Origin of the sequence: Mycobacterium sp. TKK-01-0059 (assembly GCF_000709305.1) — a bacterium.
Classification (GTDB): domain Bacteria; phylum Actinomycetota; class Actinomycetes; order Mycobacteriales; family Mycobacteriaceae; genus Mycobacterium; species Mycobacterium intracellulare.
The window spans coordinates 476,556-490,272 of sequence record NZ_KL446994.1 but is presented as its reverse complement, the minus strand read 5'-3'; the positions used below and the strand labels follow the sequence as shown (position 1 = coordinate 490,272).

General features: G+C 68.6%; 9 protein-coding genes and 1 pseudogene. 6 read left to right on the top strand and 4 right to left on the bottom strand.

Annotation, left to right across the window (positions count from 1 at the left end; genetic code table 11):
• Positions 1 to 239: 239 nt before the first annotated feature.
• From K883_RS21520 to malQ, 3 genes are read right to left on the bottom strand one after another with little or no spacing between them, the layout of a single operon-like run.
• The gene (locus tag K883_RS21520) at positions 240 to 710 is read right to left on the bottom strand and encodes a nuclear transport factor 2 family protein (RefSeq protein WP_020822628.1); all 471 of its coding nucleotides are present in this window, start codon (positions 708 to 710) and stop codon (positions 240 to 242) included.
• 4 nt (positions 711 to 714) lie between these two features.
• A complete protein-coding gene (locus K883_RS21515) occupies positions 715 to 1,596 on the bottom strand; it encodes an LLM class F420-dependent oxidoreductase (protein WP_020822627.1) in 882 nt (293 codons plus the stop codon).
• A 35-nt stretch (positions 1,597 to 1,631) separates the two neighbouring features.
• Entirely contained in the window at positions 1,632 to 3,815 is a 2,184-nt protein-coding gene (malQ, locus tag K883_RS21510) for a 4-alpha-glucanotransferase (protein WP_020822626.1), read from the bottom strand.
• A 415-nt stretch (positions 3,816 to 4,230) separates the two neighbouring features.
• On the opposite strand from malQ, the gene eccB reads away from it, so the two are divergent.
• Together eccB and K883_RS21500 are read left to right on the top strand one after the other, a co-directional pair.
• Positions 4,231 to 5,748: a type VII secretion protein EccB gene (eccB, locus tag K883_RS21505; RefSeq protein WP_036455793.1), complete on the top strand. Its 1,518-nt coding sequence runs from the start codon at positions 4,231 to 4,233 to the stop codon at positions 5,746 to 5,748.
• A complete protein-coding gene (locus tag K883_RS21500) occupies positions 5,745 to 9,908 on the top strand; it encodes a type VII secretion protein EccC (protein ID WP_020822624.1) in 4,164 nt (1,387 codons plus the stop codon). The genes eccB and K883_RS21500 overlap by 4 nt, the downstream gene beginning before the upstream one ends.
• A gap of 43 nt (positions 9,909 to 9,951) precedes the next feature.
• Here K883_RS21500 and K883_RS21495 read toward each other — a convergent pair whose 3' ends face one another.
• Positions 9,952 to 11,115 (bottom strand): cytochrome P450, encoded by a 1,164-nt coding sequence (locus K883_RS21495; protein WP_020822623.1) that lies wholly within the window; start codon positions 11,113 to 11,115, stop codon positions 9,952 to 9,954.
• 190 nt (positions 11,116 to 11,305) lie between these two features.
• On the opposite strand from K883_RS21495, the gene K883_RS21490 reads away from it, so the two are divergent.
• The 4 genes and pseudogenes from K883_RS21490 to K883_RS21475 form a co-directional block, all read left to right on the top strand.
• On the top strand, positions 11,306 to 11,500 hold the full coding sequence (locus K883_RS21490; RefSeq protein WP_009954154.1) for a ferredoxin: 195 nt from the start codon (positions 11,306 to 11,308) through the stop codon (positions 11,498 to 11,500).
• A 489-nt stretch (positions 11,501 to 11,989) separates the two neighbouring features.
• The gene (locus K883_RS21485; RefSeq protein ID WP_020822622.1) at positions 11,990 to 13,216 is read left to right on the top strand and encodes a PPE family protein; all 1,227 of its coding nucleotides are present in this window, start codon (positions 11,990 to 11,992) and stop codon (positions 13,214 to 13,216) included.
• 61 nt (positions 13,217 to 13,277) lie between these two features.
• Positions 13,278 to 13,427, top strand: a pseudogene (locus K883_RS21480) (PE domain-containing protein); the annotation flags it as partial.
• Positions 13,428 to 13,434: 7 nt separating this feature from the next.
• Positions 13,435 to 13,717: PPE domain-containing protein (locus tag K883_RS21475; protein ID WP_036455791.1), on the top strand; the 283-nt coding region annotated here is incomplete at its 3' end.

Sequence of the window (13,717 nt, the reverse complement as noted above, 5' to 3'; positions counted from 1 at the left end):
GCGTCACGGGGTTGAAAATACACCAAAACACCTGGATAAATCCAAGTTTGATTGGAAAAAATCCGTCGTGGCGCCGCGTGTCCCGTCGTGTGATCGTCGGCAACAGTTGCTAGGGGGCGGAATCCGCTCCGCCTCGGACGGCGGTTGCCGCAACTGCCTACGGAACGCTCAATTCTTTCCGCAAACACGGCGCCTTGGCGATTGCTGTGAATTCTCTCCCAACCTCCTAGCAGACGAGGCTAGGCGGTGTCGCGCGGTAACAGCCGGCGCACCGGGCGCGTCTCGAGGGCGTTGATCGTCAGCGCGCGGCGGGCGATCCGCCAGCCGGCGGCCGTCAGCTCGTATGCGTCGTCGTAGCGCAGGTGCCACACCACATCGACCACCTCGTCGCCGCGCGGGTTCCAGTGGTGGGCGACGCACGCGACGCGCCCGCGCGCGGACCCCCGCCGCCCGGCCGCCTCGTAGACCTCGCCGACGATCGCGTGCTCGGTGCGCGCGACCGCGGCCACGGCCCCGACGGCCCTCGCGATGGCGTCGCGGCCGCGATGCGCATGTGTCGGCAACAGATCGGCCGGTGGCGAGGGCACGACCAACTCGGCCTCGGTGGTGAAAAGTTCTGCGACGGCGCCGAATTCGCGGTCATCGACGTGGGCGGCGTACCGGTGAACCACATCGCTGAGCGCCATTCGCTCGTCGGCGGAAAGCGTCATCGGTTCACGAAACCAGCGACAGCCGCTGCGCGCACGCCGACAGGGCGTCCTTGGCCTCCTCGAGGTCGGCGGTCGGCGGCATGGCCAGCACCAGCCGGTCGGCGCCCTGGTCGACCAGGCCCGCGGCGCGCTCGGCGTCGATTTTGGTGACACTGTGGCCCAGCGACACCTCCAGTGCCGCGGGATCGCGGCCTGCCGCCGATGCCTCCTCGCGCATGAGCCCGATCAGCGACGCCAGCGCCGGACCGGTGACGCCAAGGGGCTGGAAGCCGTCGCCTAAGCGCCCCGCACGGCGTGCGGCCGCTCGGCTGTGGCCGCCGATGTGCACCGGAAACCGTTCCTCGGCAACGGGTTTGGGATAGCTCATCACATTGTCGAAGCTGAAGAATTCACCGTGGAAGGACGCCCCCTGAGGTCGGTCGGCCCACAGCGCGCGCAGCACCGCCAGCTGCTCGTCGGCCCGCCTGCCCCGATTGTCGAAATCCGCGCCGCACGCCTGCAGCTCCTCCTTGAGCCAGCCCACGCCCACACACAGCCGCAGCCTTCCACCGGACAGGGCGTCGACGGTGGCGACCCGCTTGGCGAGCACCACCGGGTGGTGGTTGGGCAGCACCAGCACCCCGGTGGCCAGCCCGAGGCTGGTGGTGTGGCCGGCCAGAAACGCCAGCAGGTCCAGCGGGTCCGGGATGGGGCAGTCGGGGGCCAGCCCGACCCGCCCGGAACTGTCGTAGGGATAGACGCTGTCGTAGCGCGTGAGCAGGACCGTGTGCTCGACGGCGACGATCGATTCGAATCCGCAGGCTTCGAGGTGGCGCGCGAAGGCCACCATCCACTCGGGGTCCGCGGTGACGCCGTCGGCGACCGGGGCCACCACTGAGACCTTCATGGTTGGTGAAGCTAACAAGCCGGCCGGTCGCGCGCTCAGCGGGCCGCGCTTTGAACGCTGGCCGAGCTTTCCGAGGCGGCCGGGGCGATCGCGGCGCGCACGGCCTCGGCCAGCGTGGCGGCCCGGGGATCGGTGAACACGTCTTCGAGCAGGACGTCGCGCCCGTCCGGGCCGGTCAGCGGGACCCGCCAGTTGGGGTATTCGTCCGTGGTGCCGGGCTGGTTCTGGGTGCGGCGGTCACCGACGGCGTCGGTGAGCGCCAGCCCCAGCAGCCGCGACGGCGTCCGGCCCAGGTACTTGTACAGCGCCAGGATGACCCGCTCCGGGTCGTCTTCGCCTTCATCGAGCAGCCCCACCCGGCGCAACTCGGCCAGCCACGCCGCCAACTCGGCACGGTCGGACTCGAGCTCCTCGGCGACGGGCCGGGTCAGCAAACCCAGCTCGTCACGCAGCCGCACATGGTCGCCCGCCAGGTAGCCGGCCGTCGGCGGCAGGTCGTGGGTGGTGACCGAGGACAGGCAGTACTCCCGCCAGCGCTCGGCCGGCAGTGGTCCGCCGTTCCCGTCGCGGTCCAGCTCGAACCAGAGAATCGACGTGCCCAGCAGCCCGCGCAACAACAGGTAGTCACGCACCCACGGCTCGACCGTGCCGAGGTCCTCGCCCACCACCACCGCGCCGGCCCGGTGCGCCTCCAGAGCGACGATGCCGATCATGGCTTCGTGGTCGTAGCGGACGTAGGTGCCCTCGGTGGGTGGTGCACCCCGCGGGATCCACCAGAGCCGGAACAACCCGATGATGTGGTCGATGCGCACCCCGCCGGCATGCCGCAGCACCGCGCGGATCAACGCGCGAAAGGGCCGGTACTCGTGCTCGTCCAGTCGGTCCGGCCGCCACGGCGGCTGCGACCAGTCCTGGCCGAGCTGATTGAACTCGTCCGGTGGCGCCCCGGCGGTCACGCCCAGCGCCATCACATCCTGCAGCGCCCAGGTGTCGGCGCCGTTGGGGTGCACGCCGACGGCCAGGTCTCCCATGATGCCCAACGACATTCCGGCCCGGATCGCCTGGGACTGGGCCGCGGCGAGCTGCTCGTCGATCTGCCATTGCAACCAGCGGTGGAAATCGACGGTGTCGGAATGTTTTTCGACAAAGTCTGCGACCCCGGACGCGTCGGGATGTTGTAGCGCTTCGGGCCAACAATGCCAGTCATCGCCGTATTTTTCGGCCAGCGCGCACCAGGTCGCGAAGTCGTCGAGCGCGCGGCCCTCCCGGTCGCGGAACGCCGCGTAGGACAGCTCCCGCCCCGCCGACCGCGGTTGGTCGTGCAGCAGCTTGAGGGCGGCCCGTTTGGCCGCCCACGAGCTGTCGCGGTCGATGGTGTCGACGCGGCCGGCGCGCTCCTGGACGTCCGCGCGCAGCCGGCGGACCCGGCTGCGCTTGCCCAGGTCGGCGAATTCGGGGATCGCCTCGACGCGAAGATAAATCGGATTGACGAAGCGCCGCGACGTCGGCAGGTACGGCGACGGCTCCATCCGGCCCTTCGGACCCGGAGGCGCCGCCGCATGCAACGGATTGACCAGGAGGTAATCGGCGCCGTGGCGCGACGCCGACCACACCGCGAGGTCGGTCAGATCGGTGAGATCCCCGACGCCCCAGGACTGCCGGGACCGCACGCTGTAGAGCTGAACGGCCAGGCCCCAGGCGCGACGGTTGCCGAGCCGCTCCGGCAGCCCGAGCCAATCCGGCGTCACGATCAGCGCGGTGCTGGTCTCGGAGTCCCCGGAGCGCAGGTGCACCCGGTGATACCCCAGCGGCAGATCGGTGGGCAGCAGGAAGCTGGCCTCGCCGACCCAGCGTCCGTCCAGGTCGAACGGCGGGGTGAAGTTGTCGATCTGCGCGACGTCGCCGCGCACCGTGCCGTCCTCGAGCGCCAACCACACCTCGGCGGGAGCACCGTGGGTGACGTGGGCCCAAAACCGAATCTGCTCACCGGTGCGCCCGACGATGGTCGCCGGCAGCCGCCGCGCCCAGTGCGACCGCAGCTTGGCGGTGAGCGCGACGTTGCGTTCCTGTTCGTCGCCGGCCGCGACGCCGAGCGCGGCCAGCACGGCCTTGAGTGTCGTCTCGGACACCCGCACCCGCCTGCCGCTCCAGTCCTCGTACTCCGTCGCGATGCCGTACCTCCGGGCGAGTTCGATCAGCGACGGTGCGAGTTCGGTCATAGGGCCATCTTGCTGCCAGGATTCGCCGACCGGCGACCCGGACCCGACGCAAGTTGGCGTTTTCTTTGCTGGACGGTCGCCTTCCGTTCATCTGCCCCGCCCGTCGGTGGCCCGCCCCGCGCGCTCGACAGGACGCAGGCGCGATGGGCCACTACGATGCCGTGAGGGGATTCGGTGGCTGATCGTGGGGGAACAGAAACTGCCAGCTCAACCGCGCCGGTCGGGGCCGTCCGCGCGGGGGCGCCGGCGCGGTGAACGGGCCGGATCCGGGCGCGGTGAGCAGAGGCAGAAGTGAATGCGCGTCGGCGCCGCATGGCGAGGTCCGTGCAGGTGCCTTACCGTTGTCATGTAATTCGCGCTGGATCGGTTCGGAGGGGCCGAATCCAGGCGTTCGAGCAACCCGGATGGTGAATTAGTGGCGGAAGAGAGTCGCGGGCAGCGCGGGTCGGGGTACGGCCTTGGGCTGTCGACGCGGACCCAGGTCACCGGCTATCAGTTCCTTGCCCGCCGGACCGCGATAGCGCTGACCCGGTGGCGCGTGCGCATGGAGGTCGAGCCCGGCCGGCGACAGAACCTCGCCGTGGTGGCATCGATTTCGGCCGCGCTGGTGATCTGCCTGGGCGCGCTGCTCTATTCCTTCATCAGCCCGGCCGGCCAGATCAACGAGTCGCCGATCATCGCCGACCGCGACTCCGGCGCCCTGTACGTCCGGGTGGGGGACCGGCTGTATCCCGCGCTGAACCTGGCGTCGGCGCGGCTGATCACCGGCCGCCCGGACAATCCGCACCTGGTTCGGTCGAGCCAGGTCGCCAGCCTGCCGCGCGGCCCGATGGTGGGCATCCCCGGTGCGCCGTCGAGTTTCCACCCCACCAGCCCGGGCGCCTCGTCGTGGTTGGTCTGCGACACCGTGGCGAACTCGACCGGCGCGGGCGCCCCGTCCGGCGTGACGGTCACGGTCATCGACGGCAATCCCGATCTGAGCCACCACCGGCGGGTGCTGACCGGGACGGACGCGGTGGTGCTGAACTACGGCGGCGACGCCTGGGTGATCCGCGACGGACGCCGCTCGCGCATCGACGCCGCGAACCGGTCGGTGCTGCTGCCGCTGGGCCTGACCCCCGAGCAGGTCAGCATGGCCAAGCCGATGAGCCGCGCCCTCTACGACGCGTTGCCGGTGGGTCCGGAACTGACGGTGCCCCAGATTCAGAACGCGGGCGCCGGCGCGTCGTTCCCGGGGGCGCCCGGACCGATCGGAACGGTGATCGTCACCCCGCAAATCAGTGGGCCGCAACAGTATTCGCTGGTGTTGGCCGACGGTGTGCAGACGCTGCCGCCGTTGGTGGCCCAGATCCTGCAGAACGCCGGACCGGGCAACACCAAACCCGTGACGGTGGAACCGTCCGCGTTGGCGAAGATGCCGGTGGTCAACAAGCTGGACCTGTCGTCCTACCCGGATGCGCCCCTGAACGTGATGGACATCCGCGAGAACCCGGCGACCTGCTGGTGGTGGCAGAAGACCTCCGGTGAAAACCGGGCCCGCGTGCAGGTCATCTCCGGCGCGACCATCCCGGTCGAGCAAAAGGACGTCAACCGGGTGGTGTCGCTGGTCAAGGCCGACACCACCGGCCGCGAAGCCGACCAGGTGTTCTTCGGGCCCGACTACGCGAACTTCGTCGCCGTCACCGGAAACGATCCCGGTGCCAAGACCACCGAATCGCTGTGGTGGCTCACGGACGCGGGCGCCCGGTTCGGGGTCGACGACACCCGTGAAGTCCGAGAAGCGTTGGGCCTGAAGACGAAACCGGCCCTGGCGCCGTGGGTGGCGCTGCGGCTGCTGCCGCAGGGGCCGACGTTGTCGCGCTCGGATGCGCTGGTGCAGCACGACACGCTGCCGATGGATATGTCCCCAGGAGAGTTGACGGTACCGAAGTGAAACGTGGATTTGCCCGGCCGACACCGGAGAAGCCCCCGGTCATCAAGCCGGAGAACATCGTCCTTCCGACCCCGCTGAGCATTCCGCCGCCGGAGGGCAAGCCCTGGTGGCTGGTGGTGGTCGGTGTGCTGGTGGTCGGCCTGCTGATCGGCATGGTCGGCATGACGTTCGCCAGCGGCTCGCACGTGTTCGGTGGCGCGGGCGCCATCTTCCCGATCTTCATGATCGGCGGCGTCGCGATGATGATGTTCGGCGGCCGGTTCGGCGGCCAGCAGCAGATGAGCCGGCCGAAGCTGGACTCGATGCGCGCCCAGTTCATGTTGATGCTCGACATGCTGCGCGAGACCGCCCACGAGTCGGCCGACAGCATGGACGCCAACTACCGGTGGTTCCACCCCGCGCCCACCACGCTGGCCGCCGCGGTCGGATCCTCGCGCATGTGGGAACGCAAGCCCGACGGCAAGGACCTCAACTTCGGCGTCGTCCGTGTCGGCGTCGGCATGACACGTCCCGAGGTGACCTGGGGTGAGCCCCAGAACATGCCGACCGACATCGAGCTCGAGCCGGTGACCGGTAAGGCGCTTCAGGAGTTCGGGCGCTATCAGAGCGTGGTCTACAACCTGCCCAAGATGATCTCGGTGCTGGTCGAACCCTGGTACTCGCTGGCCGGGGACCGCGAGCAGGTCCTGGGTTTGATGCGGGCGATCGTCTGCCAGCTGGCGTTCTCCCACGGCCCCGACCATGTACGGATGATCGTGGTCAGTTCGGATGTGGACGAATGGGACTGGGTGAAATGGCTGCCCCACTTCGGTGATCCGCGCCGCCAGGACGCGGCGGGCAACGCGCGGATGGTGTACAGCTCGGTGCGCGAGTTCGCCGCCGAGCAGGCCGAATTGTTCGCCGGCCGTGGGTCTTTCACCCCCCGCCACGCCAGCTCCGCCGCCCAGACCCCGACGCCGCACACGGTGATCATCGCCGACGCTGTTGACCCCCAATGGGAGTACGTGATCAGCGGCGAGGGCGTCGACGGGGTGACGTTCTTCGATCTCACCGGCTCGCCGATGTGGAGCGCCGTGCCGGAGCGGACCCTGCGGTTCGACAAGATGGGTGTGATCGAGGCGCTGCCCCGCGACCGCGACACCTGGATGGTGATCGACGAGAAGCCGTGGTTCTTCGCCCTCACCGACCACATCAGCGTCGCCGAGGCGGAGGAGTTCGCGCAGAAGCTGGCGCGCTGGCGGCTCGCCGAGGCGTACGAGGAGATCGGCCAGCGGGTGGCGCACATCGGCGCCCGAGACATCATGTCCTACTACGGAATTGACGATCCCGGCCACATCGACTTCGAGGCGTTGTGGGGCAGCCGCAACGACTCGATGGGCCGGTCGCGGTTGCGGGCCCCGTTCGGTGTGCGTTCCGACAACGGCGAGCTGTTGTTCCTGGACATGAAGTCGCTCGACGAAGGCGGCGACGGCCCCCACGGCGTGATGTCCGGGACGACGGGTTCGGGGAAGTCGACCCTGGTGCGGACGGTGATCGAATCGCTGATGCTCAGCCACCCGCCGGAGGAGCTGCAGTTCGTGCTGGCCGACCTCAAGGGTGGGTCGGCGGTCAAGCCGTTCGCCGGGGTGCCGCACGTGTCCCGGATCATCACCGACCTGGAAGAGGACCAGGCGTTGATGGAGCGCTTCCTCGACGCGCTGTGGGGGGAGATCGCGCGTCGTAAGGCGATCTGCGACAGCGCGGGTGTCGACGACGCCAAGGAATACAACTCGGTGCGCAGCCGGATGCGGGCGCGTGGCCAGGACATGGCGCCGCTGCCGATGCTCGTGGTCGTCATCGACGAGTTCTACGAATGGTTCCGCATCATGCCGACGGCGGTCGACGTCCTCGACTCGATCGGCCGTCAGGGCCGCGCCTACTGGATCCACCTGATGATGGCGTCGCAGACCATCGAGAGCCGCGCCGAAAAGCTCATGGAGAACATGGGTTACCGGCTGGTACTCAAGGCGCGTACCGCCGGCGCGGCGCAGGCGGCCGGCGTGCCGAACGCGGTCAACCTGCCCGCCCAGGCCGGCCTGGGGTACTTCCGCCGCAGCTTGGAGGACATCGTCCGGTTCCAGGCCGAATTCCTCTGGCGGGACTACTTTCCGCGCGGCCTCACCGACGACGGGGACGAGGCGCCGGCGTTGGTGCACAGCATCGACTACGTCCGCCCGCAGCTGTTCACCAACTCGTTCACCCCGCTGGAGGTGAGCGTCGGGGGGCCCGAGGTCAACACCCCGACCATCCCCACCGACGGCGACCTGCCGGAGATCGAGGGACCGGACGACGACGTCGAAGGGATCCGGACGCCGAAGGTCGGTACGGTCATCATCGATCAGCTGCGCAAGATCGACTTCCAGCCCTACCGGCTGTGGCAGCCGCCGCTGAACCAGCCCGTCGCCATCGACGAGCTGGTGAACCGGTTCCTCGGCCGCCCGTGGCAGCAGGATTACGGCACCGCGCAGGATCTGGTCTTCCCGATCGGGATCATCGACCGCCCGTTCAAGCACGACCAGCCGCCGTGGACCGTCGACACGTCCGGTCCCGGTGCCAACGTCCTGATCCTGGGGGCCGGCGGCTCGGGCAAAACCACCGCGCTGCAGACCCTGATCTGCGCGGCGGCGCTGACCCACACGCCCGAGCAGATCCAGTTCTACTGCTTGGCCTACAGCAGCACCGCCCTGACCACGGTCGCCGGGCTGCCCCACGTCGGCGAGGTGGCCGGTCCGACCGACCCGTACGGCGTGCGCCGCACGGTGGCCGAGCTGCTCGCCTTGGTGCGGGAGCGCAAGCGCACCTTCCTCGAGTACGGGATCGCCTCGATGGAGGTGTTCCGCCGGCGCAGGTTCGGCGGCGAGCCCGGGCCGGTCCCCAATGACGGGTTCGGCGACGTCTACCTGGTGGTGGACAACTACCGGGCGCTGGCCGAAGAGAACGAGGTGCTGATCGAGCAGGTGAACGTGATCATCAACCAGGGCCCCTCGTTCGGGGTGCACGTGGTGGTCACCGCCGATCGCGAATCCGAGCTGCGGCCGCCGGTGCGCAGCGGCTTCGGCTCCCGGGTCGAGTTGCGGCTGGCCGCCGTCGAAGACGCCAAGCTGGTGCGGTCCCGGTTCGCCAAGGATGTTCCGGTCAAGCCGGGTCGCGGCATGGTCGCGGTCAACTACGTCCGCCTCGACGCCGACCCGCAGTCCGGTCTGCACACGCTCGTGGCCCGGCCCGCGCTGGCGAGCACGCCGGACAACCGGTTCGAGTCCGACAGCATCGTCGAAGCCGTCAGCCGGGTCGCGAGCGGCCAGGCCCCGCCGGTGCGCCGGCTGCCGGCGACGTTCGGCATCGATCAGCTTCGCGAGATTGCCGCCCAGGACACCCGCCAGGGCGTCGGTGCGGGCGGAATCGCCTGGGCCATCTCGGAATTGGACCTGTCGCCGGTCTACCTCAACTTCGCCGAGAACGCGCACCTGATGGTCACCGGCCGCCGCGAATGTGGGCGCACCACGACGCTGGCCACCATCATGTCCGAGATCGGGCGGCTGTACGCGCCGGGAGCCACCAGCGCCCCGCAGCCGCCGGCGGGGCAACCCTCGGCGCAGGTGTGGCTGGTGGACCCGCGGCGTCAGCTGCTGACCACGCTGGGTTCGGACTACGTGGAGAAGTTCGCCTACAACCTCGACGGCGTGCAGGCGATGATGGGCGAACTGGCCGCGGTCCTGGCCGGCCGCGAGCCACCGCCGGGTCTGTCCGCCGAAGAGTTGCTGTCGCGGTCGTGGTGGAGCGGACCGGAGATCTTCTTGATCGTCGACGACATCCAGCAGCTGCCAGCCGGTTTCGATTCGCCGCTGCACAAGGCCGCACCGTGGGTGACCCGGGCCGCCGACGTCGGCCTGCACGTGATCGTCACCCGGACGTTCGGTGGTTGGTCGTCGGCGGGCAGCGACCCGATGTTGCGGGCGCTGGCCCAGGCGAACGCGCCCCTGCTGGTGATGGACGCCGACCCCGACGAGGGATTCATTCGCGGCAAGATGAAGGGCGGTCCGCTGCCTCGCGGCCGCGGCCTGCTGATGGCTGAGGACACCGGCGTGTTCGTTCAGGTCGCCGCGACGGAGATACGCAAGTAGGAGCCGGCCGCCGCGCCGGGGCGGCCCGGGAAATACCCCGGGCTCAGCCCCAGCGCAGCGGCAGTTCCTTGAGCGCGAAACTCTTTGACGGGTAATTGATCACGGGGGAGTAGTCCGCGGGCAGCTCGAAATCCGGGATCCGGTTGAGCCACTCCGCGACGATCACCGTCAGCTCGATGCGCGCCAGGTGCGAGCCCAGGCACCGGTGCGGACCGCCGCCAAAACCCCAGTGCCGATGGACTTTCCCGTCCATGTTGAGCTCGTTGGTGGACATCGGGTCGCTGTCGTCGCGGTTGACGGCCGCCATGCAGAGCCGCACCGAGGTGCCCGGCGGCAACGTCATGCCGCCGATTTCGACGAACTCGGTGGTGATCCGCGGAGCCACCGGCGCCGACGGTTCCAGCCGGACGATCTCTTCGATGAAAACCCTGATCTGCTTGGGGTTGTCGCGAAGCTCCGCGCGCAGCTGCGGCCGCCGCGCCAATTCGAAGAGCGAGAATCCGATCGCCGCGGTGACCGTGTCCAGGCCGGCGAGGATCAACAGGTGGCTCATGCCGAGCAGCTCGATGTCACTGAAGTCGCCGCCGCCGGTCATCACCTGCGACAACATGTCCGAGCCGGGGTTTTGCCGGCGCTGCGCGATGGCGTCGACCAGGTATTGCAGCAGCTGCTGGCCCTTCGCCATATCGGCCTGGGTGAGGAACGGCTTGTCGGCGATGACGGAATCTTTCCAATCGATCAGGCGATCACGATCCTCGAGGGGCAGGCCGTAGAGGTCCAGGAACACCTGAAACGGGTACAGGCTCGCGAGATCCGCCATCACCTCGCACTCGCCCCGACCGACCAGCGCGCCGATCATGTCGCGGGCGTGACGCTCCAGCGCGGGACGAGACTTGCTCAGCGCGTGCGGACTGAAATACGGCTGCAGGATTTTGCGGTAGCGGGTGTGTTGCGGTGGGTCGAAAGCCAGCGGCAGCACCGGCAGCGGGTGGCCGGGTGGCTGCAGCACCGTCGAGGAGAAGACCTTGGGGTTGCGCAGCGCGGCCAGCACGTCTTCGCGGCGGGTGAGGTAGTAGTGGCCGTTCATGAACACCACCGGCCCCGCGTCGCGCAGCGTCTTCCACCCCAGCCCGCGGTCGGCGCTCATCGGCAACTTGTCGACATCCAGCCGGGGTAAGTGAAACGAGCCGTATTGGCCGTCGCTCATGCCGGCACCAACATCTGGGGGCGCATCAATATTGCATGGGGGGCAAAGGAACAAGGATCCGAACACCCGAGCCCATTCGAGCCATTGAGCGCCCGTCCTTGATGGCGAACATCCTCGATACTTTACCGACCGACTAATCTGGGTATCGGACCGTGAAGCGCCGTATCGGGCCGCCTAGGGAGGAAACTTCGTGAGGGTTCGCCTGGAGCAGTCGAAATGCGTGGGCCACGCCCAGTGTTACGCCGTCGACCCCGACCTTTTTCCCATTGACGAGTCCGGCTATTCAATTCTTCAGGAGCGCGACGTCCGGCCCGAAGACGAGCAGGTGACTCGCGATGGCGTCGCATCCTGCCCCGAGATGGCGCTGATCCTCGACGAGGACTGACGGCGCAACGACGCCGCCGGACGGCCGCGGTACCGCGCCGTGCAAGCAAACGGTGAATGAACAAACCGTTGCCCTATATGAACTGCTGCCGACCGGGAATGAACAGTGGTTGGCCATTGATAAACAGCGGCCTTTGCGTGTCGGCGTTTGCCCCATAACGAACTAATCTCAGTGCCGGGCGGCAGTTCGGAGACATGGAGCTGTCGCCCGGTTGCTGAAAACGGGATTGGCCGAGGCAGAAGGTGCATGTCGTTTTTGACCAGAAGTCCGAGAAGCGTGGTGGCAGATCACCTTTCCGGACGCAGCCCCTTGGTCAGCATGCACCGGCCCGCCCGGCCGGCCGAGTCGCGGACCGAACGGCCGCTGACGGGCTCCCGCGGACGCAGCCATCGACCGGTGGGGTCGTTTACAGAGCCGTGATTACCGCCACCACTGATTCCCAAGTGACAGCCGAAATCGCCTGCGGGCTCGGCCGACTGAGGAGGATAGGTGCTTGACTTCGGTGCGTTACCGCCCGAAATCAATTCAGGTCGCATGTATGCGGGTCCGGGCTCGGGGCCGATGATGGCCGCGGCCGCCGCGTGGGACGAGATCGCGGCGGAGGTGGGCGTGGCGGCCAACGGGTACAACTCGGTGGTCACGGAGCTCATCAGTGGGCCATGGGTGGGGCCGGCGTCGATCTCGATGATCTCGGCGATCACCCCGTTCATCAGCTGGCTCAGCGCGGTGGCCGCGCAGGCCGAAGAGGCCGCCAGTCAGGGCCGGGTGGCCGCGGCGGCGTTCGAGGCGGCGTTTGCGATGACGGTGCCGCCGCCGGTGATCGCGGCCAATCGGGTGTTGCTGGCGAATCTGATCGCGACGAACTTCTTCGGGCAGAACACGCCTGCGATCGCGGCCACCGAGGCGCAGTACATGGAGATGTGGGCCCAGGACGCCGTGGCGATGTACGGCTACGCCGCATCGTCGGCGATGGCCTCGGAGTTGGCCCCGTTCGCGCCGCCGCCGAAAACCTCGACGCCGGACGCGGCAAGCAACCAGGCCGCCGCGGTGGCGAAGGCCGTCGCCGAGCCGGCGGGCAACACCGCGCAAAGCACGTCACAGCTGGCCTCGCCACAAGCGTTGTCGCTGAATGCATCTCAAGCCATGCAGGTGCAGGCCACGGCGACCAACGCGTCGGCCCAGGGGTCGACGACCGGGGTCTCGACCTCACTCCAGGACCTCCTGGGGCTCAATCCCACGGTCTACGACACGATCCTGAAGCGGACGACGGGTCTGGCGTACTTCTCGAACGGCATAGGGCAGTTCGCGTCGTCGATCGCCCAGCAGTTGACGTTTGGTCCCGGTGGTAGCACGGCGGGTGCCGGTGGTGCATGGTTCCCCACACCGCAGTTCGCCAACCTTGGTCTGGGCAACCTGGGGGGCGGAGCCGCCCACCTCAGCGGGGTGACCGCGGGTGCCGGGCAGGCCGCGCGGGTCGGGGCGTTGTCGGTGCCCCAGCATTGGGCGACGCTGACCTCGGCCGTCAACCAGGCGACGATCTCGGAGATGGAGGCCACCCCCGTCCAGGCCGCCGCGACGGGAACCACCGGTCCGGCCAACGGGCTGTTGCGGGGCATGCCCGCCGGGTCGCTGGGGCGCCGGGGCGCCGCCGCCGGCTACGTCAACAAATACGGCTTCCGCTACAGCGTGCTGACGCGCCCACCCTCGGCCGGATGACTCCCATGGATACCTCGACAGACGGAGGCGATGCCCCATGACCCACCTCATCCCGGAGGTGCCTGCGGCGCAGGCCGCCGCGCACGCACAGATTTATCAGGCCGTCAGCGCACCCGCGGCGGCGATCCACGAAACGTTCGTCAACACCCTGAGCACCGGCTCCGGGTCGTACGCGGTGACTGAGACGGCCAACGCGGCCGCGACGGGTTAAGGAGTCAATGATGTTGGATTACGGGGCTTTTCCGCCGGAGTTCAATTCGGCGCGGATTTATTCGGGTCCGGGGTCGGGTTCGTTGGTGTCTGCGGCGTCGGCGTGGAGTGCGTTGGCGGCGGAGTTGAATTCGGCGGCGCTTTCTTACGAGAAGGTGGTGACCGCGCTCAGTAGTGAGGAGTGGTTGGGGGCGGCGTCGGCGACGATGGCCCAAGCGGTGCAGCCGTATATCGCGTGGATGACGTCGGCGGCGGCGCAGGCTGAGGAGGCGGCCACGCAGGCGCGGGCGG

Bases quoted from the DNA above. Each gene is read 5' to 3' on its own strand.
- K883_RS21520 (WP_020822628.1), bottom strand. From the start codon at position 710: ATGACGCTTTCCGCCGACGAGCGAATGGCGCTCAGCGATGTGGTTCAC.
- K883_RS21515 (WP_020822627.1), bottom strand. From the start codon at position 1,596: ATGAAGGTCTCAGTGGTGGCCCCGGTCGCCGACGGCGTCACCGCGGAC.
- malQ (WP_020822626.1), bottom strand. From the start codon at position 3,815: ATGACCGAACTCGCACCGTCGCTGATCGAACTCGCCCGGAGGTACGGC.
- K883_RS21495 (WP_020822623.1), bottom strand. From the start codon at position 11,115: ATGAGCGACGGCCAATACGGCTCGTTTCACTTACCCCGGCTGGATGTC.